Source organism: Leptospira hartskeerlii (assembly GCF_002811475.1).
Taxonomy (GTDB): Bacteria; Spirochaetota; Leptospiria; order Leptospirales; family Leptospiraceae; genus Leptospira_B; species Leptospira_B hartskeerlii.
Genome location: NZ_NPDL01000007.1, coordinates 1 through 20,100, shown reverse-complemented (window position 1 = coordinate 20,100; position 20,100 = coordinate 1). Strand labels below are relative to the sequence as shown.

Below are 20,100 nucleotides of genomic sequence, written 5' to 3'. Positions count from 1 at the left end.
TTACTGGATCTCAGGAACATCCATTAGAAGAAGTTCAGAATCCTCTAAAGCGTTAACCTTAAGAAGGTCCGTTCTTGGAAAACCCGCACCATCTCGAGGTGAGAGCTCTGTCCCGTTAATATTCACTTTTCCTGATATTAGAAAAGCGTAAACTCCCCCGTTCTTATTCCTGGACTCATACTGTAGTTCTTTTCCTGCTTCTGCATTCCCTAAAGAGAACCATGCATTTTGATTGATCCAGAGACCCTCCGCAGATTCTTTAGGAGACACAACCACTTGGAACCTATTCTTCCGGTCTTCCGGAAGGAATTTTTTCTGGTCGTATCTAGGTTGGGCTCCCCTTTTATCAGGTATCACCCAAATCTGTAAGAAGTTCACTAGATCCGTTTCGGAATGATTGTACTCCGAATGAACGATTCCAGTTCCTGCTGACATTACCTGGACTTCTCCGGATGTGATCACTCCTGAAGTTCCGATACTGTCCTTATGTTCTATGGCACCTTCGATCGGTATAGAGATGATTTCCATATCTTGGTGAGGATGCGGATCGAAACCTCTGCCCGGAGCAACGATATCGTCGTTCAATACACGCAAAGAACCGAATCTGATCCTTTCCGGATTCATATAGCTTCCGAAAGAAAATGTATGGTTCGATTTCAACCAACCGAAATCCACTCTTCCTCTCGTATTTGCCTTATGAACTACCGCTTCCATTTTTATCTCCTTTCCCCTCTTTCGGGGCGAATACATTTTAGACCGACGCTATCCCAGATAGTTCAAATTTAAAGTATTTCGTCCAAGTTTAAAACCTAAGCGGATAGAACATTTTCGAACCTTAATCGAAGCTTGGAGTCCCGGATACTACGATGCAGCGGAACAAAAAGATGGGAGGAAGATACAAACCTTTTGTATATACTTCTCCATTTGCAATCGATTGGGTTCCGGCAGGAGCTTTATCTATCGCATGGTTGTATGCGCTTTGCAAATCCGGAACATATCTCGCAAACATAAAAGGAAAAATTTGTACTACGCAATCTTCTCCTTCTACTCTTTTAGGTGAGAAGACTGGTCTTTCTTTGGCAGGCACTAATCTTTCTACACGATAGATCATTGTTTCGGCGCCGCTGCAATAAATGAATGAAAATAGGAAAAGGAAGAAGATCCCGTGTAAAACTTTCATTGAGAGATCTCCAAACCATAATAAAGTCGATAACATGTATCAGACATTCCTTGGTCATACTGGAAAATCTCCAGGTCTCGGATATGAGTGGCAGTCGGATTTTTTTCAGGAATTCTCTGGAGAATCGTACGGATCTTTTCTCCACATCCCTTTTCATTCTGTTTGTATAAACTTTGTTCAACCTGAGGGGGAAGAGGCCTCATTCGGAGGTTTTGGAAGAAGAAAATAGTCCTCGAATAACATCCGCTAAATACTACACAAAGTAGAAGAATACAAATCCGCTTTAGTTCCATGATCCTGAATACAAAACATCTACCTGCAAATTATGCAAGAGATTATAATCCTAATTTTCCTTCGAATAATAAGACGATACATCCTATCGCAGATCCAACTAAAAAACCTAATAAACTTCCGTTGATCCTGATCTTCTCCAGAACTCTTCTGGTCTTAAGTTCTAAATTTTCTCTGAATTGTTTGGGTTCCAATAATTTCAGCCCCTTAGAGATCTGTTCTCCTACGTATTCAGAAACGGATTCGTTCGTTTTAGAACTTAAAAATTGCAGGAAGGAGCGAATAGGCCCATATTCTCTCAGATTTTCCAATTTGGAAATTTCTTCCTTATGAGTAAGGACCACTTCGCTGATCAGCCTATTCAATTGTTCTCTACCGAAATCCGCCAAGGCACGAACTGCCTCTTCTCTTCTAGAAACTGGCAATTCGTTCCAAGAACCGATATATAATTCTACACATTCGGAGAATATAGAATACAGTTCGAATAGTACCTCTTCTTCTTCCGTTTCAAAATCTTTTCCTTCTTTCAGACCTTCTCCAAACTCTTTGATCCTTTTTTGTGGATCGATAAGCCAGATCAAAGGTTTTGCGAGAAAAGAAAGTCCCTTTGTGATCCTTTGCACCCTTTCTCCAAAGTCCTGATGATCAGAAACCTTCATCAAAGTTTCTCCAACTAAAAATCGAACCGTAGATAGTATTTCCTTTCGACTATTCAATTCATGTAAGATCTGTTTGTCCGCACCGGAGAATTTAAAATTAGAAACATATAATACGATATCTTCCTCTATTTTGTCCCAGATCAGGTTTAGGAATTCCCTGACTTCTTTTTCTCCTTTTATATGTTTGTCTAAAAGTTCTCGGATCGCTTGGATATTTTCAGGGTCATCCAAGATGCCGTCCAGGTAGGATTTTAATTTATGTTCGCTGATCAGGTCGGAAGATACCCAGCGACCTATTTCTTCCGCGATAATCTCACTTTCGGATTCTACTGCCTTATAGGTTTTCCATACTGCAAACCAATCACAAATCGCTCCGACGAGTCCACCTTCTAAACCGTGAATGAAAATATTTCCCCAAATATAAAGGCCCCACTTTTGCCAGAGCCCCCAAAGAAGAAAACTTCCGAACAACACTAAAAGTGAATTCGAAAAGAATTGAAGTTTGGAGTACGGTTTATTGCCGTACAGCCCCATTAACGGAAAAACCACCTTCCTTTCACAAAGGAGGAAAATATAAAAAATGCGGGCAGAAGAAAAAGAATGATGGTCAGGAAGACTGAATTCCCTTTAGCAAATTTCAGATCAGAATTTTGTTTCCGGGAACAGACCAGAATTTCATTCCTTTGGGTCTGAAATAAGATCCCACCCTCCGAATCTTCCCAGCTAGGAAAAAAGGATCTTCGAACCAGTTTACAATTATGATTTTCTAATGTAGATCGTTCCGAATTTTCTAAAGAAGAAACTTCAGGACCTACAAAAACTTCTTCATCCGAAAAAATACGAGGTAAGATCGGAAGTTCCGAAAGTAATACCGGCTCTTTAGGTTTTTCTTTTACTGGAAAAAATCTGCCTAAAAATTCATTTCTATCGGAGAAAGAAAGATCCCCGTACTTGGATTTGAATTCTTCCTTCCAAGCGTTATCTTCTTTCGGAACATTCAACACAAGTAAACCTTGGAACCATTTATTAAAGTTAGGCCCAATTGCCTCTATTTCCTTTTTGCCAATCCGGGCGAATACAATCCCTGCATCTAATCCTTCATGCAAGATCGCCTCGTTCGTATTGTATAAGAATCTTTTAGGACGAAGCGATTTTCCTCCACTCAGTTCCTTATAATCGGCGACCCCCCAAGGTTTTTCCGTAAGGACCGCAATATCTGCTCCCGGGTTTTTCACCTTGAACAGAAATAAGAAAGATTTATTCTCCAATTCTTTTTCATACGTTTCAGAAGGAGAATCATTCGTACGTAGTCCTTCTCGATTCACCCAACCTTTTAATAATTCAAAACGAGTCGGATTTAACTTTAGGATTTTATAAAGTTTTTCGGTAGAACCTATAATATAAGAAGTTCCGTTTACCTGTAAAAATCGGTGCAATCCTATACCTGCATCTTCAAGTGAAAGTTCCTCTTCGTAACCTGGATTTTTTTTCCAAGCAGTCCAAGGCAGATAACGACTTAAATAAGGCTGAAGCGCAAGAGAAGTCAGAGATGCATCCGCTTCCATTCCCAATAAGTTTCGATGCCCCGCCCTCCTGATCAAAAGTCCAAGAGTAAAAGGACTATCTCCCCATTTTCTATGAGAATCTATTTCCGGAAAAATTTTAGAATCTTTAGGAAGTTCCGAAAGTGCGACTTCAACATCTTTCATTTCCATAGCGGAGAAACTGTCTTTTAAGAATGTAGTATTCTCCTTCCATTCTAATTCAGGATGCCATAAGAAGAATCTTACTAATGCAAAGAATAGAAGTGCGGAGACCGAATATTGCGCGATCAAAGAAGAAGTTTTATTCTTCAATAAATGGACTGCAGTTTCCAAACCTGAAAAGGTTAAGAACAATAAAGAAAGATCTAATGCCCTATACCAAGGAAATCCTAAACCTGGAAAAAATTTAGAAAGGGAGGTATCCACTCCGATCCAATAAAAGATTAAACTGGCAAAGAATACGAATCTGGAAGCGGGGGGAAAAATTTTACGTTTTAGAATGGAACGAATTCCTAATAGAAAGAGAGCCGGGAATATTACCTGTATCCAATGAAGCCCTATCATAAAATTCCATAAGAAAGCGATAACTCCACTTCCTTCCCAAATCGGTTTTAAAGCCCCTGAACCTAATATGGAGATCAACCCTGGAGTAGTATCCATAGGGAAAGTTTCCGCGCGGTACGAAGAGTATTTCAGAAAATTCCACCAAACCGGTGTTGCCACAAGTAGCGGAATGAAGAACGCCATAGAGAACGCTCTTTTTCCCAACTCTTCTCCCAAGAATAGAAAGTAGATCAAAAGTGAGATTAGATAAAATAAAGAAGAAGGAAGATCGGAATAATAAACGCAGGCACTTACTACCAAATATTTAGAAAGAGAGGATAACTTTCCTGTAGTCCTATATTTCTCTAAATAATAAAAACCTAATAAACTCCAGCCAAGTCCGAAAAATCCGGTAACAGAACCGCTAAATAGTCCTACTAAGGAAAGCCCGAATGGCTCTTCCCCGGCACATAAAAAGAAGAACAAAAGTCCGGACATAGCGAGCATCACGGTGTTCGCTCTATGGTTCGTCTCACTTAAGAGCAAAAGACTGAACTTAATAAATGCATACGTAAAAAGTAATATAGAAAGAAGAACTCCTATATTGAAAGAAAGGGAAAGTGAGGACCAGAAGAATACTGTTTTATGAAGGACAGCGACCATGAAATAAAAGAATGGAGGCTGGAAGTAGAAGACAGGCATTCCGGAAAACCAACGGCTATCATAACCCAAAGACTGGCCGTTATTCAAAAATGAATCGTAAATTTCCGCTAAGTGAGTTTGAGCATGAAGGCTCCAACCGGAGAGAGTATCCTCGCTGAATAAAAATCTGAATTTGATGATAAGAACTAAGAATGAGGCGAGTAGTAATAAAGGCCTTCGCCAAGCCGGAGCAAGTCTCCATTTTTTCTGAAAAAAAGGCATGCCGAGAGGGTACGGAAAACCCCCGGAATTGACAAGCAAAAGAGGACTTTAAGCGGGAAGGATTCGCCCCGCTAAGTCGGGGCGAAAAGAGGAAGACTATTCCTCTTTTACATTCTCCTGAACGTACTTTCTAAATTCAGCTTCGCTCATCTTGTCCGCATACAATGGATAAAGAGCCGTAATCAACTCTTCCAGAGTGGGGAATTTTGCCCCGTCGAGCTTGAATGCCATAGGGTCCTCTTGCAAGGTAACGATTTCGGGATCCATTCTAAAAGTTTGAACCCGTTCACCTTCTCTCTAACCATGATTTTCGGGGTCCAATACAATAAAACTAGAAAACGTTCCGACTTTTCCGAAAGAAGAAATGTTTTGTTAACTTAGGAACGTTGACCTTCTATTCCCAAGACTAGTATATCGTCTTTGGGTTCCGAACTTCCTAAAAATCTGAATAGATCCTCTTGGATGCTGTTTAATAATTCTTCTAAATTTTGAGAGTCTCCAGTTCGGACAGAGGCCAATACTCTTTCTATTCCGTAAAAATCTCCAGGTAACCTGGAAGATTCAGTAAGTCCGTCCGTAAAACAAAGTATTCTAAACCCTGGAGTAAGTATGATCTCCTTATCTTCGAAATGAAAATTTTCCAAAAGACCCACTAACGGGTTTTCACATTCAATTATATGTTCTTCGTCTTCGTTCTTAACTAAGACGGGAGGAGATCCTGCCAAAGAAAGAGTGAGTTTTTTCCCGTCAGGAGAAATTTCCAAAATGGACGCGGAGAAGAATGTGGACACATTTCCGTACTTACCATGAAACTGGGAGCCTATCGCAGAGAGCAATTTTCCGGGACTTTCTTCTTTTAATCTAAAATCCTCATATACACTTCGGATCAGGATCGTGATGAGTGCCGCTTGTATTCCGTGACCTGTTGCATCTGCTAAGAAGATGCGGATCTTTCCGTCTGGAAGTTCAGCGATATCGTAGAGATCTCCGCCTACTTCCGCCAAAGGTTTATGCAAGATACCGAATTTGATCTTTCCAATCTTCTTTTCAGTTACCTCTTCTAAATTTAAGAGTCCCTTTTGGACCTCTCTAGCAACATTCAGATCGTTTTGGATGAGACGAAGTGCATTCCTGAGTTGTTTGGTCCTTTCTTCCACCCTTCTTTCCAAATTTCGTGAAAGATCCAAAAGTCTGTCCAAACTTTCAGAACTTCTAATAGATAAGAATACGGACTGAGCCACTATAAATACGAATGCACCTATATTCGTAAAATATCCGGTGTCCAGATAGAACGTCGCGTATAATATATCATGGATCATAGCGGCATACACGAATACGAATCCGGCAAGGATAATGAGTGCACCTTTTCTTCTTCTTAAAGCCGCCTTAGTAAGGGAGAATAATCCAAGTGTTCCCGCAAGGAACGCCACCAAATAATAGATAGTAATCGTAAATGTGAATATTCTGACCGGGAATACAAGAACTACAAGACAAGCTCCGATTGCAATCCACCAAACTAGATCCACGAGGATCCGTTTTAATTCTCTGGGAAAGACGGAAAGTATATAACTTAAAAAGACAGGAATTGCAAGGTAGAATGTAACGTATTCTATTCTGACATAGTGTTGGTATTTTAGAAAATCAATATATTCTGAAATGATCCTTGTTCCTGAAAAAAGACCTCTCGCCGCCATGATCACACAAAATGTGCCGAAATATATGGAGGCGGATTCCCCTCTTCTGACCACAGCATATATAAGATGCAGCAGTCCGATACAGAAAAGTCCTCCCGCCAAAAACAGATCCAAAAATCTTTCCGCATTCCAGGTCTTTTCCAGACTGGAAGAAGTCCCGAATCGGATTGGAGCCCAAAAACCTCCCAGCCTATGGTCTTTGTTCGCGATCTGCATATCTATCTTCAAGTCATCTCCGTCAGGGGTGAACTTCACAAGCTGATTACACCAAGCAGGTTTTACTTCGAAGATGGTGATATCGGAATGAGAAGGAAATTCAACTTCTCCACAGGAAGCTATAAGTTTGCCGTTCACATATAGAAAGTAGGAAGAACTTTGCTCCTGTAGAGCAAATGCAAGTTCTCCGTAATTTCGATTTAGTTTTACGTTAAGTTCGTAGGTTCCGTAACCTTCTCCCAATCTGGATCCGTTTTTCCCATTCCAAGAAGAAGGTACGCTAACTATCTCGTACGAATTCTGGTTTTCTAATCCTGAACTTTTCCAATACAACCATCTGAATTTCCAAAGTCCGGAAAGTAAAATTGGACCTTGTTCTTCTAGATCATAATTTTTTAACTCAAGGACTCCCTGGACGATAGCGGGATGTTCTAGTTTTACAGAAGATTCGGAACATCCCGAAAAGATGAATGGGAGAAAGATTAGGATTAAGAAGGTGATGGCCTTTTTCATTTTCTGGAAAATCCGCTTTAAACGAATTCTGAGGGATAGAATCAAAAAAGCGTTCAAAATAGGAAAAAAATGTTCTAAAATATAAAACCCTTCTTGACAAAAAGAAAGCCATTCTGACTATAACAGATAAATATCCAATTTATTGGATAAAAATTCCGAGTTAATGTCGGAAGGGACGTAAAAGTGAACCTTATGAAAGCAAAATCTAATAATTCTGTGCTCCGATCAATTGCCCAAGGAATCGGCGCTCTGGTCTTAACCGGTATCTTCTCCTTATCCGCTTATGCGAATGATACTCTATTAAACGTCTCCTTCGACCCAACTCGGGAGCTTTACGAAGAAATTAACAAAAAGTTTGTAGAAGCTTGGAAGAAGAAGTCCGGCAAAAACCTTAGCATCCAACAATCACACGGCGGGTCCGGAAAACAAGCTAGAGCGGTGATTGACGGATTGGAAGCGGATGTAGTAACTCTTGCACTTGCTTATGATATCGATAGTATTGTTACTAACGGAGGATCCGTTTCCAAAGATTGGGAGAAGGCATTCCCGAACCATTCTACTCCATACTACTCGACCATCGTTTTCTTAGTTAGAAAAGGAAATCCTAAGGCAATCAAAGATTGGGATGATGTTGTAAAACCAGGGATTGGAGTGATCACACCAAATCCTAAAACTTCCGGTGGAGCTCGCTGGAACTATTTAGCCGCTTGGGGATTCGCTAAGAAACAATACAAAACGGAAGAAAAAGCGATCGAGTTCGTAAGAAACCTTTATAAGAACACTTCCGTTCTGGACACAGGTGCCAGAGGATCCACTACTACTTTCGTTCAAAGAGGGATCGGTGATGTTCTTCTTGCTTGGGAAAATGAAGCAGAACTTGCTCTATCCGAGTCCAGAAAAGCAAACGGTGGAGTCGCTGGGTTCGAAGTGGTTTACCCAAGCACCAGTATCCTTGCCGAAACTCCTGTAGCAATCGTTGAAAAAGTGGCTGCTAAAAAAGGAACCACTGAAGTAGCAAAAGCTTACTTGGAATTCTTATATACCAAAGAAGGACAAGAAATCATCGCAAAACATTTCTTCCGTCCGAATGATGCGACTATCCTAAAAGCGAATGTAGCAAAATTCCCTAAACTTCATTTATTCGATGTAAGAAGTATTGAAGGTTCCTGGGCTGCAGCTCATAAAAAACATTTCGCTGACGGCGGTCTTTTCGACTCCATCTACGGCGAAGCAAAGAAGTAAGTAGGAAGCCATTTACTGAACGGAGCCGCTCTTCAGGCGGCTCTTGGTTTGACGAAATAGAGCGTTTCTCAAGAATCGACTCGGGAGGGCTTTCCCGATTGAAACTGATTTTTCGTCCTTATTCAAAAACAAGCTTTGGTCTATCCTTAGGACTCACAGTCTTCTACCTTAGCCTTCTAGTCATCATTCCATTATCCGCATTATTTTTCAAATCTGCGACCTTAGGTGTTTCCGGACTCTGGGAAGTTCTTACAGAAAATCGGATCCAACAGGCCTTGTATTTAAGTTTCGGAGCAGGTGGAGTTGCAGCTATTATCAATCTATTCGTTGGATTTTTATTTGCATGGGTTTTAGTAAGATATGATTTCCCCGGCAAAAAGATCTTGGATTCACTTGTAGATCTTCCATTCACTCTTCCTACTGCAGTTGCCGGTATCGCGTTGACCACAATCTACGCTCCTAACGGCTTTATCGGAAAATATCTTACTCCTTATGGGATCAAGATCGCATACACTCCGATCGGGATTGTGATCGCTTTAGTATTTATCGGATTTCCATTCGTGGTTAGAACAGTCCAACCTATCTTGGAAGATCTTCCAAAAGAATTGGAAGAAAGTGCTTATTGTTTAGGAGCTAGCAGATTCCAAACATTCACTAAAGTAATTTTACCTGAGTTGATCCCTTCTCTACTCGCCGGGACCAGTATGGCATTTGCAAGAGGAATTGGAGAATACGGTTCAGTCGTTTTTATTTCAGGAAACCTTCCGGGAAAAACTGAAATTCTTCCATTACTTATAGTTACTAAATTGGAACAGTACGAATATGCAAAGGCAACAGGGATTGCGGTTTTGATGTTGGTTCTCTCCTTTACGATCATGTTCGGGATCAACTATCTGCAAAACAGAGCCTCTAGGAGACTAGGATGAAAGAAACAGAATCCGTTTGGATCAGATTTGCTTTGATCTTTTCGGTCTTAGCTCTTGCATTCATTATCCTGATCCTACCGATCACAGTAGTTTTTTTAGAAGCATTCGCGCAAGGTTGGGAAGCTTATCTACAGGGATTACAAGACAGCGATACGATCGCCGCGATGTTAATGACATTGAAGGTCGCAGGTATTGCAGTTCCTTTGAATACTGCGTTCGGACTAGTTGCGGCATTTCTATTAACCAGGTTTGAATTCCCTGGCAAAAATATTCTACTCACCATCATAGACTCTCCTTTTGCAGTTTCCCCGGTAATCTCCGGTCTGATCTTCCTATTACTTTTTGGAAAACAAGGATGGATGGGAAATATATTAGAAGAATGGAATATTAAGATCGTATTTAATACTCCCGGCCTCGTGATCGCAACCGTATTTATCACACTTCCTTTTGTTGCAAGAGAACTAATTCCACTCATGCAAAGCCAGGGAAAAGAAGAAGAGGAAGCCGGCATTCTACTCGGAGCTTCTCTCTACCAAACATTCATTAAAATTATTATCCCGAATATCAAATGGGGACTTTTATACGGGCTTATACTTTGTAATGCAAGAGCTATGGGAGAATTCGGAGCAGTATCCGTATTATCAGGACATATCCGAGGGAAGACCAATACATTACCTCTACAAATCGAAATGTTATATAATGAGTATAATTCGGTAGGGGCATTTTCAGCCGCATCGGTGCTCGTATTTCTTTCCTTACTTACCCTACTCTTAAAAACGATCTTAGAAAAAAATCTTCATCGCAAAGAAGAAATAGAGATCCCGGAAACGACTGGCCTCGGGAAAGAAAAAAATACAAATGTTCAGGTTTCCAAATCCTAGGAGAATAGAATGTCTATTGAAATTCGAAATGTAAGCAAACGATTTGGAAAATTCCAGGCCTTAGATCACGTGGACCTGACTATCCCGGATGGAAATCTAGTCGCATTACTTGGACCTTCCGGAAGCGGAAAAACTACTCTTCTTAGGATCATCGCAGGATTAGACACTCCAGACGAGGGAGAAGTATTATTCAATGGAGAAAGGTCCAAGACTAAAAGTTCTAAGGACAGAGGAGTAGGATTCGTATTTCAACATTATGCACTCTTCCGTCATATGACGATTTTTGAAAATATAGCATTTGGTTTGAAAGTCCGTCCTAGATCCACAAGACCTTCTAAAGAAGAAATCCAAGAAAAAGTATTCCAACTTTTGAAACTGGTTCAGTTGGAAAATTTCCATGCAAGATTTCCTTTCGAATTATCTGGAGGACAAAGACAAAGGGTAGCTTTAGCAAGAGCTTTGGCGATAGAACCTAAGTTTTTACTTTTGGACGAACCTTTTGGAGCCTTGGATGCAAAGGTAAGAAAGGAATTACGCACCTGGCTCAGAAGACTACACGATGAGATCCATATCACGAGCGTATTCGTAACTCACGACCAAGAAGAGGCACTGGAAGTAAGCGATTCTATAGTAATCTTAAGATCCGGAAAAATAGAACAGATCGGTACTCCTGACGAAGTTTACAATAAACCTAAGACACCTTTCGTTTTTCACTTTTTAGGAGATGTAAACCTTTTCCATGGAAGGATCCACGAAGGGACGGCAAAGATAGGCGATCTGGATGTGGCAACTCCGGAACATTCAGACGTAGTAGATAAGGAAGGAGTCGCTTACGTTAGACCTTATGATGTGGAAATTTCCAGAACTTCTACCCAAGGAATTCCTGCAGAGATACAATACATCCATTCTACAGGTAGAAATGTAAGAATAGAATTAAAACGTTTGGATTCAGGAACTTTAATCGAATCCTTATTGGATCAATCTAGTTTTAAAGAATTAAATCTATTGCCCGGTGAAACTGTGTATCTCAGGATTAAAAAAGCAAAAGTATATGTAGAATATATGGAAGATTTTTCGATCTAGTAGAAAAAATCCCCGCATTCACGGGGATTTTTCATATCAAAAGATCTTATTTGGTTAGGATCTCAGTACCTGTTCCGTTTCCCCAAGTACCTTCTAATCGATTGCCACCATTCTTGACCGTATAGATCACTGGATATGTATCACCCCAATCCACAGTTAAGGTACTTCCACTCAAAGTACCTGTTCCGGAAAAACTATTTCCTACAGACCATTCGAAATTGTAAGACCCATCCTCGTTCAAAGTGATTGTAACACTTCCTTTGTATTTACTTCCATTAGGATTTGTACCTGTCACTTTGTAAGTTCCGTAAACGTTTAAAGTTTGAGCGCTTAAATAAGAGAAGGAAACGGTCAAAGCGATCACGGTGAATAAAGCTATAATTTTTGCTTTAGGATTTCTAAACATGAATACCCCCAGGTGAGGGGAAAATGAAAACACAGATCCGGATCTAATCAAGATTTTTACGCTAACTCAGAAAACATTTATTTCCAACTGGAATCTCTCTAAATACAGGAATCATAACCTCTCAAGATCCATTTTCTGGATTCTTCCGGGTCGATCACTGCGTCAATTTCCAGATAAGAAGCCATATTGATCGCCTTACCTCTTTCATAAGCCTCAGCAACCAGACGTTCGAATAAAATTTGTCTCTCTTTCCAATCTTTTACTTCTGAAAGTTCCTTTTGATATCCTGTTCTGATTTCTCCCTCTATACCCATCGCACCGAATTCGCCCGTTGGCCAAGAGATTGTGAATACAGGAGAATGAAAACTGCCTGCAGCCATAGCCATAGCGCCCAAGCCGTAACCTTTCCTGAGAACGATCGTGAACACAGGAACCTGTAAGGAAGCTCCCGCCTCGAAAAGTTTAGCGGCCTTACGCACCAAGCCCTTCTTCTCAGTCTCCGGTCCCACCATGAATCCAGGTGTATCGCAAAGAAATAATAGTGGAAGTTTGTTTAGATTGCAGAATTCCGCGAACTCGGAAGCTTTCTCTGCTCCTTCCGCATCGATTGCTCCACCAAGATGATTCGGATTATTTGCGATCAGACCTAATGGCTTTCCTTCTATTCTGATCAGAGAAGTTACAATCCCTTTTGCAAAATCTTTTCTGAATTCCAAAACGGAATCAGTATCCGACAAAGAAGAAATGATGGATCGAATCTCATAAGATCTCAAACGATTTTCAGGGATGAGAGTTCTTAAAATTTTTTGATCTTTATATTCAAATTTTTCGATCTTTCCTTGGAAATATGAAAGTGCTTTTTTCGCTGTGTAGACCGCCTCTTCTTCATTTTTTACTAATATATCGATTACACCGTTTTTGGTTTGGACTTCCGCAGGGCCGATCTCCTCTGCGGAAAAATTCCCGAGACCTCCGCCCTTAACCATCACAGGCCCCCCCATTCCAATATTAGAATCTTCTGTTGCAATCCTAATATCACTTGCACCGAATAATGCGGCATTCCCAGCAAAACATCGACCCGCAGCGATCGCGATCCTTAGGCATTTCCCTTTTAAGCCGGCATATTTTCGAAAAGTATGAAGATCCAAACCTGCAACTGCCGGCACATCTACTTCTCCAGGGCGGCCTCCTCCTCCTTCCGTAAAAAATACAAGGGGAAGTTTTTGGCTTTCTACCATTTCTAAAAATCGATCCGTTTTTTTATGACCTATTGCACCTTGCGTCCCCATAAAAACCGTATAATCATAAGCTAATACAGAAATTCTAGATATATGAGGCGCAAATAATTCGGCATTCACTGTGCCAAGACCAGCGATCAGTCCGTCTGCCGGGCTAAGCTTGATCAATTCTTCTAAGGACCTTCTTCTTCTCTGGGCAGCAATGGCGAGGCTTCCATATTCCACGAAACTTCCTGGATCACAAAGATCCGCCACATTTTCTCTCGCAGTCCTTTGTCCTCTTTTATGACGTTTAGAAACTGCCTGAGGTCTGGAAACATCTTCATTCAAAAGCAAACGATCCAAAACTTCCTTTAGATCGGGACGAATTTGATTCGGATCGATTTCCTCTGAATGATGAAAAGAAGAATGTTCTAAATCTTCCGACCGGATCCAAACAAGTGTGTCTCCTTCCGAAATAACCTTTCCTGGCTCTATCAAAACTTTTTCTATAATTCCCGTAATCTCTGAATGTAATAGATGTTCCATCTTCATGGAAGAAAGTAGCGCAATCTTCTCTCCCTTTCGAATAGGCTCTCCTTCTTTTGGATAAATTTCGATAAGGCTTCCAGTCATTGGAGAATGGAAAGGATCCAATCCTTCCGGAATTTCTACTTTCGTTTTAGAATTTTCTAAATTATCATTTTGCGCAGATTCAAAATTATATTTTTTATGTTCTATTCGCGAAGAAGGGAGAAGTTCGGAAATATTCTCCTCAATAAATTTGGTCCAAACAGAATATGATCCCAGTTCTTTCCTTTTGAATACATTTAGAAGAAGAGAGAGATTTGTTCCAATACCTTCTACCCTAAATTCGGATAATGCACGGTATGCAGAATGAACCAGTCTGGAAAATGAAAGACTTTTAGAATGAACGATTAATTTTGCAAGCAAGGAATCAAAATTGGGACTGACCTCATAGCCTGAATATGCAGAACTATCCACTCGAATCCCAGGGCCGGAACTAGGCTCGAACACTTTGATTTTTCCGGAAGAAGGAATGATCTCTCCTTTTTTGTCCAGAGTTTCAGAGTTAATCCTGATCTGGATCGCATAACTTTTCGGAGATTCTATATTTTTCTGATCCAATCCAATCTCATGGAAAGATTTTCCGGAAGCAATCTCCAACTGAGCTTCCACAAGATCTACTCCTGTGATCTCCTCAGTGATCGTGTGTTCCACCTGCAACCTAGGATTAGATTCTATAAAATAGATCTCAGAGTCAGGACTGATCAGAAATTCGAAAGTGCCTAAACTTTTGTAAGAAAGATGGGAAGCCATCTGTAAAGAATAAGAAATGATCTTTTCTCTAAGTTTTGGATCCAAAAAAGGAGCAGGCGCAATCTCTACTAATTTTTGATTTTTTCTTTGGAGAGAACAATCCCTGTCCCAAAAGTGCAAAATCTTACCGGAACCATCTCCCAAAACCTGTACCTCTACATGTCTTGCGACGGGTAGATATTTTTCCGCATATAAATTAGGATTTCCGAATGAATGTAAAGCTTCTTCCGAACAACTCTTGAACTTTACTTCTAATTCTTCGACGTTGTTTATGATGCGGATCCCTCTTCCTCCTCCTCCAGCAATCGCTTTTAATAGGAATATTCCATTTTTAGAATAGAATTCTTTGGCTTCTTTTAGATCGATTACCTTGCGAAGACCAGGTAAGATAGGAACTCCTAAGGATTCTGCTAATAATACCGCTTTTAATTTATCTCCCAAGATCTCAAGTGTCTTGGAATCAGGACCCACGAATTGGATATTTAAATCTTCACATCTTTTTGCGAAGTCCGGATTCTCGCTTAGAAATCCGTAACCTGGATGGATCGAGTCGCAACCTTCTCTGAGTGCGATGGAAAGTATTTCCTCCTGGTCTAAATATGCTTTCGCACCTCTTCCTTTCAGGGGACTGGAAACATCGGTCGCTAATCTATGCCTGGAATTTGTATCGTCTTCCGAATAGATTGAGACGGTAGGAACTCCTAACGCTGAAGCAGCTCTCGCAATTCGGATGGAAACTTCTCCCCGATTCGCTATTAATAATTTGGATAATTTCATAAGCAGGAGGAAGTTTTATGACAAAGTCCCTAAGGTCGATCCAGTTTCTAAGACACCTCTAAATTTTGAACAAATGCACAATATAATGTGTATCTGCATAAATCATTATCCACAATAACGACTTTTATTCTAATATATTAGATATACAAATCGAAGCAGATCTATGGCTTCGCTGAAATGGTTTTAAGAGGAACCAATATGTCTGCTGTTCGAACTTCGGTAGAAATTTCCAAAAATCTAATAAAGGGTCTAGACCTTCCTATCGTTTATTCCCCTTCTTCTCCTGAGAAAGCAGACCTAAAACATCTCACGAATTGGATCAAGAAGAACCATAAGGAAATACAAAGGGATCTGTTGATCTATGGTGCCATTCTATTCAGAGGTTTTAATATAGATTCTTCCGAGAATTTCGAAAAGGTTGCTTTGGGTTTGGATCCTAATTTATCGGAAGCATATCTGGGAACTTCTCCCAGAGATAAAAAAACTAAGTTTGTTCATACAGCGAGTGAACTTCCTTCCGCTTATCCGATCATGCAACACGCGGAGATGAGCTTCTTAAATAAACCTCCTAAAAAACTTTTCTTTTATGCAAAGTTAGCTCCTTCTAAAAACGGAGAAACACCTATCACTGATCTAAGAACTGTGTTGAGAGATATGCCGGATCATATTTCTGAAAAAGTTGAAAAACAAGGGATCAAATACATTCGTCATTATGACGGTCCTGGAGCTTCGCGTTATAGTCTTTGGAAAACGAAACCATGGAACGAAATGTTCAAGACTGAAAATAAAAAAGAAGCGGAGAAGGAGATAAAAAAGCAGAATTTCGACCACGAATGGTTGCCTGGAAATAAATTAAGATTAATCAATTCTCAAGTAGGCGTAAGAAAACATCCTATCGCAGGATCCAAGGCTTGGCATAACCATAGCCAAACGTTTCATATAGATTCTCCTAGATTAGAATATAAATATATTTTCAAAAGGCAGAAAACTTTAAGAGGACTCGGAGTTTATCTGATCTTGAACCTATTGACTGGGATCAAAAAACTATTCAGTAAATCGGAAGATCTGGATGTTCACGCGACCTACGGTGACGGATCAGAAATTTCTAATAAAGATATCAAGACTATCGTAAATGTTTTCTGGAAGAATATACAAATATTCTCGTGGCAGAAAGATGATATTCTTTATATCGACAATTATTCAGTTTCTCACGGAAGACTTCCATTTGTAGGTCCGAGAGAAATCCAGGTGGCCTGGACGGAATAGAAAACTATTCGTTTCAATCTTCGGTGATAGTTGAATTTATGAATCTATACTATAGCCGGCGATTTTATATTTCTCGTCTTAAAGCCTCATAAGATCGATGAGGCATTCCGCATGTTTATTTTTGATAAAACTACTTTCGGATACAAAACTTAAAAAAGTTTTTAAAGAAGGATTTTGATTTTCCGGAATATAAAAAACAGATACCGGCAAATACAATTGTTTGATCGGAACAAATTTAGTATCTGCAGGTGCAAAATTCTGTGCACCTAAAATTGTCAAAGAAACCCCTTTGCCGGTAGCAACCAAGATAGGACAGCTTTCCCTTTCATTCTTTATATAAACCTTGGGTTTGATCCCGCTTTGTTTAAAAAGAGAAGAGATAGTATCGTAAAAACTACCTGAATCCTTTTTAGGATGTAATATGATAGTCTCATCCTTTAATTCTTTAAATTCGATCTCTTCTCTTTTAGCAAGAGGGTGTTTTTTAGGGACAAGAACACCAAGCACTTCATCATGAACCGGATGTTTTTCCAGACGCGGATCAGAAACTTCCCCTTCTAAAAAACAAATATCGAATTGAGCTGATTTTAAACCTTTAATGATCCGATTTCGGGTTTCCTGTTGAAGCTGCAATTTGATCCGAGGAAATCGATCTTGAAATTCGTTAATGATCTGCGGCAAGCTCGCCATAAAAGTAGTCGTGGAAAAACCTATACTAAGACCGCCCGATTTGAGTTTGCCGATAGAGCGGACTTCTTTTTCTATTTTTTCCGCTTTTGCGATGATCTCTCGTCCTTCCTTCAGGAGATGAACTCCGGCTCCGGTAAGTTTTACATGTCGAGTAGATCTCTCGAATAATTTGGTGGAAAGTTCCTCTTCAAAAGAAGAGATCAATCTTGTAAGAGGAGGTTGGGACATTCCCAAAATTTCAGCGCTCTTTCTGAAATTCAGCTCCTCTGCAACGACTATAAAAGATCTTAATTTAGATAAGTCCATACAAGATTGATACCTATTTAGTATCAATAAATCAACTAAATTCGCAATAAAATCAAAAAATTCCAAATTTATACCAAATGTATTTACAACTTTTGGGACCGTAAAATTTAAATAATTATCATCAAAAGATCCTTACAGGAGGACGAAAATGAAATTCGATTATGAAGTATTGATCACAGGCGGCGGTCCGGCAGGGCTAAGCGCTGCACTGGCTTTAGGAAGAATGAGTAGAACCGCCTTAATCTGCGACGATAGCCGCCCAAGGAATGCAGCTTCTTCTCATTTGAATAATTTTCCGACTAGAGATGGGATCCATCCCGCAGAATGGAGAAAATTAGCAAGAAAAGATTTAGAAAAATATAATACGATCAGTCTTTTCGAAGGAAGTGTTCTTTCCGTGGAAAAATCAGGACCTGGTTTTGTCGCAAAATTATCTTCAGACAAAACGTTTCATTTTAAGAAGATCATTCTTGCATATGGGGTAGAAGATAAATTTTTACCGGTCCCAGGTTATAAAGAACTTTGGGGTAAGTCCATTTTCCATTGTCCCTATTGCCATGGTTTCGAAGTAAGAAATGCCAAACTAGGCCTGATCGGGAACGGAGACACATTATTCTTTATGCTTCCTCTTATTTATGATCTAGCATCGGACCTAGTAATTTTTACGAATGGAAAAGCAGAATTCAAAGAAGAACAAAGGGCTTTATTGCATAAGAAAAAAATCCCCTTCACAGAAAATACGATCACTGGTTTTATATATGAAGGAGAAAAACTCAAAAGTGTCAGTTTTGAGAATGGAGAAAATGTAGAAAGAGACGGCCTTTATGCACTTCCCACTTTTCCTTTTAAGTTAAAATCAACAATAGGGGAAGAACTTGGCTGCGAAAAAGATCATTTTGGCTTCTACAAAGTTGGAGAAAGAGGAAAGACAAGTGTAGATGGAGTTTATGCCTGCGGGGATAATGCAAGTGGTGCTCATTCCGTTTTATTAGCTGCTGCCTCAGGAGGAATGGCAGGTGCAGGGGTTGTTCACGAATTATTAAGTGAGAAGCTATTAGAGTAGATTTGTTGGAATTCCTACATGAGTTTAAGGCTGAAATTACCTAAATACGGATATTTTCTTTAAAAGTAAAAAATTTTTCTATTAGAGAATTTTATTTTCTGAAAGAAATTTTTCTCAAACTTATTCGGGAAAAGTCGGTTAATGCCATGAAAAAAATTTTGCTACTTCTTCTCCCCTTCATTCTTTGTTGGAACTGTTTTACCGTTGCCGTATTAGGTAAACATGACTTAGACATAGGATGGAAGAGAGATGCCCTTCCTTATCTATCGGAAAGCGTATATGAAATTGCGGAGGTGAAAAGATCCGATACCAAAATGATTGTTTCGTATAAAACCGGCCTATACGCAGAGAAAGATGGTAAATTCAAATATAACGACCAAAGACTAGTCTGCACACTAATTAAATCTCTGGGAGCAAATTCTTATAGCTACGCAGACATTTCTCCCTCGGATTATTCAATTTGTGATAAATCCCCATATGCTTCCTCAGAGCCTTTGTTATTGGAGGAAATCAAAGAGTTCAAAAATGGAATTTGGCTTCAGGATCTAAATATCATTTTATCTTCCGAAAAAGGTTTGGACACTATTACAAATCATCTTCCCTCTCCTCATCAATTCTCAAAGATGATCTATCTTCGAAAAAAGTGGAGATATAAAAATGTAAATTTCTTAAAACATTATAAAAGTTTAAAAATAGAAGGCTCCGAACTTTGCTATGGATCATACTTCTCCCATAGATATCTGCGCTTAGTCACTGATAAAAAGGAGACAATGATCCTTGCAAGCAGAGGAGGCGCTTTCGAAATAGAATTTGACGATAACGGCATTCCAATTTCCGAATTTTCTAAATATGCAGAGATCGTGAAATGTGAACCTTTAGAAGTCTTACAATTTACATTACCAAAAGAAAATAGAGTGATCGCAATTCAATTCGCAGTACCGGATGAAACAGGAGAATGGAAAACAAAAACCAAAGCTTACAGAATAAAAGGTAATTTGGAAAGGTTCCCGAAAGGAATCATTGCTATTTCAAAACCCTCGAATTACAGAAAGAAGGATGAAAGAACTTCAGTTTGGAGCGCTTATCCAATCCTATATCCGTTTTCCATAAGTTTAGACATTGTCACTTCCCCATTACAAGCTGTTTCAATTTTAATAATGGGCTTTGACAATCATATAATGTTCTGGAGCTGCCTACTGGGTGGAAGATGTATTAGCCCGTTAGGATAATTGGAATGATTTGGAATTAGAAAGAAGAGAAAGCCTCTTCGAAAACATATAGAGTAGCGTGACTTAACCGAAGTTGTTACACCCCCAGCCCTTGCAAGCAAGGACTGGG

At 39.7% G+C, this 20,100-nt stretch carries 17 protein-coding genes; 7 read left to right on the top strand and 10 right to left on the bottom strand.

From position 1 onward, the window contains the following. The 7 genes from CH352_RS13345 to CH352_RS13315 form a co-directional block, all read right to left on the bottom strand. Positions 1-714 carry a pirin family protein gene (locus CH352_RS13345; protein WP_100707793.1) on the bottom strand — a complete coding sequence of 238 codons (714 nt, stop codon included), beginning with the start codon at positions 712-714 and terminating at the stop codon, positions 1-3. Between the two features lie 121 nt (positions 715-835). Beyond that, positions 836-1,180, bottom strand: coding sequence for a hypothetical protein (locus CH352_RS13340; protein ID WP_100707794.1), 345 nt, complete (start codon positions 1,178-1,180; stop codon positions 836-838). Next, positions 1,177-1,383, bottom strand: a complete 207-nt coding sequence (locus tag CH352_RS13335) for a hypothetical protein (RefSeq protein WP_243396412.1) — start codon at positions 1,381-1,383, stop codon at positions 1,177-1,179. The genes CH352_RS13340 and CH352_RS13335 overlap by 4 nt, the downstream gene beginning before the upstream one ends. A 132-nt stretch (positions 1,384-1,515) precedes the next feature. Continuing rightward, positions 1,516-2,664 carry a DUF445 family protein gene (locus tag CH352_RS13330; protein ID WP_100707796.1) on the bottom strand — a complete coding sequence of 383 codons (1,149 nt, stop codon included), beginning with the start codon at positions 2,662-2,664 and terminating at the stop codon, positions 1,516-1,518. Next, positions 2,664-5,141 (bottom strand): hypothetical protein, encoded by a 2,478-nt coding sequence (locus tag CH352_RS13325; protein ID WP_100707797.1) that lies wholly within the window; start codon positions 5,139-5,141, stop codon positions 2,664-2,666. The genes CH352_RS13330 and CH352_RS13325 overlap by 1 nt, the downstream gene beginning before the upstream one ends. Positions 5,142-5,237: 96 nt before the next feature. After that, entirely contained in the window at positions 5,238-5,372 is a 135-nt protein-coding gene (locus tag CH352_RS19205; RefSeq protein ID WP_008589440.1) for a hypothetical protein, read from the bottom strand. Positions 5,373-5,518: 146 nt separating this feature from the next. Next, positions 5,519-7,564 (bottom strand): PP2C family protein-serine/threonine phosphatase, encoded by a 2,046-nt coding sequence (locus CH352_RS13315; RefSeq protein WP_243396413.1) that lies wholly within the window; start codon positions 7,562-7,564, stop codon positions 5,519-5,521. Positions 7,565-7,756: 192 nt separating this feature from the next. On the opposite strand from CH352_RS13315, the gene CH352_RS13310 reads away from it, so the two are divergent. The 4 genes from CH352_RS13310 (at position 7,757) to CH352_RS13295 (ending at position 11,696) form a co-directional block, all read left to right on the top strand. After that, on the top strand, positions 7,757-8,806 hold the full coding sequence (locus CH352_RS13310) for a sulfate ABC transporter substrate-binding protein (RefSeq protein WP_100707799.1): 1,050 nt from the start codon (positions 7,757-7,759) through the stop codon (positions 8,804-8,806). Between the two features lie 98 nt (positions 8,807-8,904). Further along, positions 8,905-9,732 carry a sulfate ABC transporter permease subunit CysT gene (gene cysT, locus CH352_RS13305; RefSeq protein WP_100707800.1) on the top strand — a complete coding sequence of 276 codons (828 nt, stop codon included), beginning with the start codon at positions 8,905-8,907 and terminating at the stop codon, positions 9,730-9,732. Further along, the gene (cysW, locus tag CH352_RS13300; protein WP_100707801.1) at positions 9,729-10,613 is read left to right on the top strand and encodes a sulfate ABC transporter permease subunit CysW; all 885 of its coding nucleotides are present in this window, start codon (positions 9,729-9,731) and stop codon (positions 10,611-10,613) included. Before cysT ends, cysW begins: the two co-directional genes overlap by 4 nt. Positions 10,614-10,622: 9 nt before the next feature. Continuing rightward, entirely contained in the window at positions 10,623-11,696 is a 1,074-nt protein-coding gene (locus tag CH352_RS13295; protein ID WP_100707802.1) for a sulfate/molybdate ABC transporter ATP-binding protein, read from the top strand. A gap of 46 nt (positions 11,697-11,742) precedes the next feature. On the opposite strand, the gene lfb1 is transcribed toward CH352_RS13295, so the two are convergent. Both lfb1 and CH352_RS13285 read right to left on the bottom strand, forming a co-directional pair. After that, positions 11,743-12,102 carry an LIC10280 family protein gene (gene lfb1 / locus CH352_RS13290; RefSeq protein WP_100707803.1) on the bottom strand — a complete coding sequence of 120 codons (360 nt, stop codon included), beginning with the start codon at positions 12,100-12,102 and terminating at the stop codon, positions 11,743-11,745. 98 nt (positions 12,103-12,200) lie between these two features. Further along, positions 12,201-15,437: a carboxyl transferase domain-containing protein gene (locus tag CH352_RS13285; RefSeq protein WP_100707804.1), complete on the bottom strand. Its 3,237-nt coding sequence runs from the start codon at positions 15,435-15,437 to the stop codon at positions 12,201-12,203. Positions 15,438-15,635: 198 nt separating this feature from the next. Here CH352_RS13285 and CH352_RS13280 point away from each other — a divergent pair, with 198 nt between their 5' ends. Then, complete coding sequence (locus CH352_RS13280; RefSeq protein WP_100707805.1) at positions 15,636-16,703, top strand: TauD/TfdA family dioxygenase; 1,068 nt, start codon at positions 15,636-15,638, stop codon at positions 16,701-16,703. Positions 16,704-16,781: 78 nt separating this feature from the next. On the opposite strand, the gene CH352_RS13275 is transcribed toward CH352_RS13280, so the two are convergent. Next, a complete protein-coding gene (locus CH352_RS13275) occupies positions 16,782-17,699 on the bottom strand; it encodes a LysR family transcriptional regulator (RefSeq protein ID WP_100707806.1) in 918 nt (305 codons plus the stop codon). Positions 17,700-17,847: 148 nt separating this feature from the next. On the opposite strand from CH352_RS13275, the gene CH352_RS13270 reads away from it, so the two are divergent. After that, positions 17,848-18,762 (top strand): NAD(P)/FAD-dependent oxidoreductase, encoded by a 915-nt coding sequence (locus CH352_RS13270; RefSeq protein ID WP_100707807.1) that lies wholly within the window; start codon positions 17,848-17,850, stop codon positions 18,760-18,762. Positions 18,763-18,908: 146 nt separating this feature from the next. After that, the gene (locus tag CH352_RS13265) at positions 18,909-19,991 is read left to right on the top strand and encodes a hypothetical protein (protein WP_100707808.1); all 1,083 of its coding nucleotides are present in this window, start codon (positions 18,909-18,911) and stop codon (positions 19,989-19,991) included. Positions 19,992-20,100: the final 109 nt, after the last annotated feature.

Excerpts from the sequence above, each read along its gene's own strand:
- CH352_RS13275 (WP_100707806.1), bottom strand. The coding sequence starts at position 17,699 with ATGGACTTATCTAAATTAAGATCTTTTATAGTCGTTGCAGAGGAGCTG.
- CH352_RS13315 (WP_243396413.1), bottom strand. The coding sequence starts at position 7,564 with ATGAAAAAGGCCATCACCTTCTTAATCCTAATCTTTCTCCCATTCATC.
- CH352_RS13285 (WP_100707804.1), bottom strand. The coding sequence starts at position 15,437 with ATGAAATTATCCAAATTATTAATAGCGAATCGGGGAGAAGTTTCCATC.
- cysW (WP_100707801.1), top strand. The coding sequence starts at position 9,729 with ATGAAAGAAACAGAATCCGTTTGGATCAGATTTGCTTTGATCTTTTCG.
- CH352_RS13330 (WP_100707796.1), bottom strand. The coding sequence starts at position 2,664 with ATGGGGCTGTACGGCAATAAACCGTACTCCAAACTTCAATTCTTTTCG.
- CH352_RS13310 (WP_100707799.1), top strand. The coding sequence starts at position 7,757 with ATGAAAGCAAAATCTAATAATTCTGTGCTCCGATCAATTGCCCAAGGA.
- lfb1 (WP_100707803.1), bottom strand. The coding sequence starts at position 12,102 with ATGTTTAGAAATCCTAAAGCAAAAATTATAGCTTTATTCACCGTGATC.
- CH352_RS13270 (WP_100707807.1), top strand. The coding sequence starts at position 17,848 with ATGAAATTCGATTATGAAGTATTGATCACAGGCGGCGGTCCGGCAGGG.
- CH352_RS13335 (WP_243396412.1), bottom strand. The coding sequence starts at position 1,383 with ATGAGGCCTCTTCCCCCTCAGGTTGAACAAAGTTTATACAAACAGAAT.
- CH352_RS13340 (WP_100707794.1), bottom strand. The coding sequence starts at position 1,180 with ATGAAAGTTTTACACGGGATCTTCTTCCTTTTCCTATTTTCATTCATT.
- CH352_RS13265 (WP_100707808.1), top strand. The coding sequence starts at position 18,909 with ATGAAAAAAATTTTGCTACTTCTTCTCCCCTTCATTCTTTGTTGGAAC.
- CH352_RS19205 (WP_008589440.1), bottom strand. The coding sequence starts at position 5,372 with ATGGCATTCAAGCTCGACGGGGCAAAATTCCCCACTCTGGAAGAGTTG.
- CH352_RS13325 (WP_100707797.1), bottom strand. The coding sequence starts at position 5,141 with ATGCCTTTTTTTCAGAAAAAATGGAGACTTGCTCCGGCTTGGCGAAGG.
- CH352_RS13345 (WP_100707793.1), bottom strand. The coding sequence starts at position 714 with ATGGAAGCGGTAGTTCATAAGGCAAATACGAGAGGAAGAGTGGATTTC.
- CH352_RS13295 (WP_100707802.1), top strand. The coding sequence starts at position 10,623 with ATGTCTATTGAAATTCGAAATGTAAGCAAACGATTTGGAAAATTCCAG.
- CH352_RS13280 (WP_100707805.1), top strand. The coding sequence starts at position 15,636 with ATGTCTGCTGTTCGAACTTCGGTAGAAATTTCCAAAAATCTAATAAAG.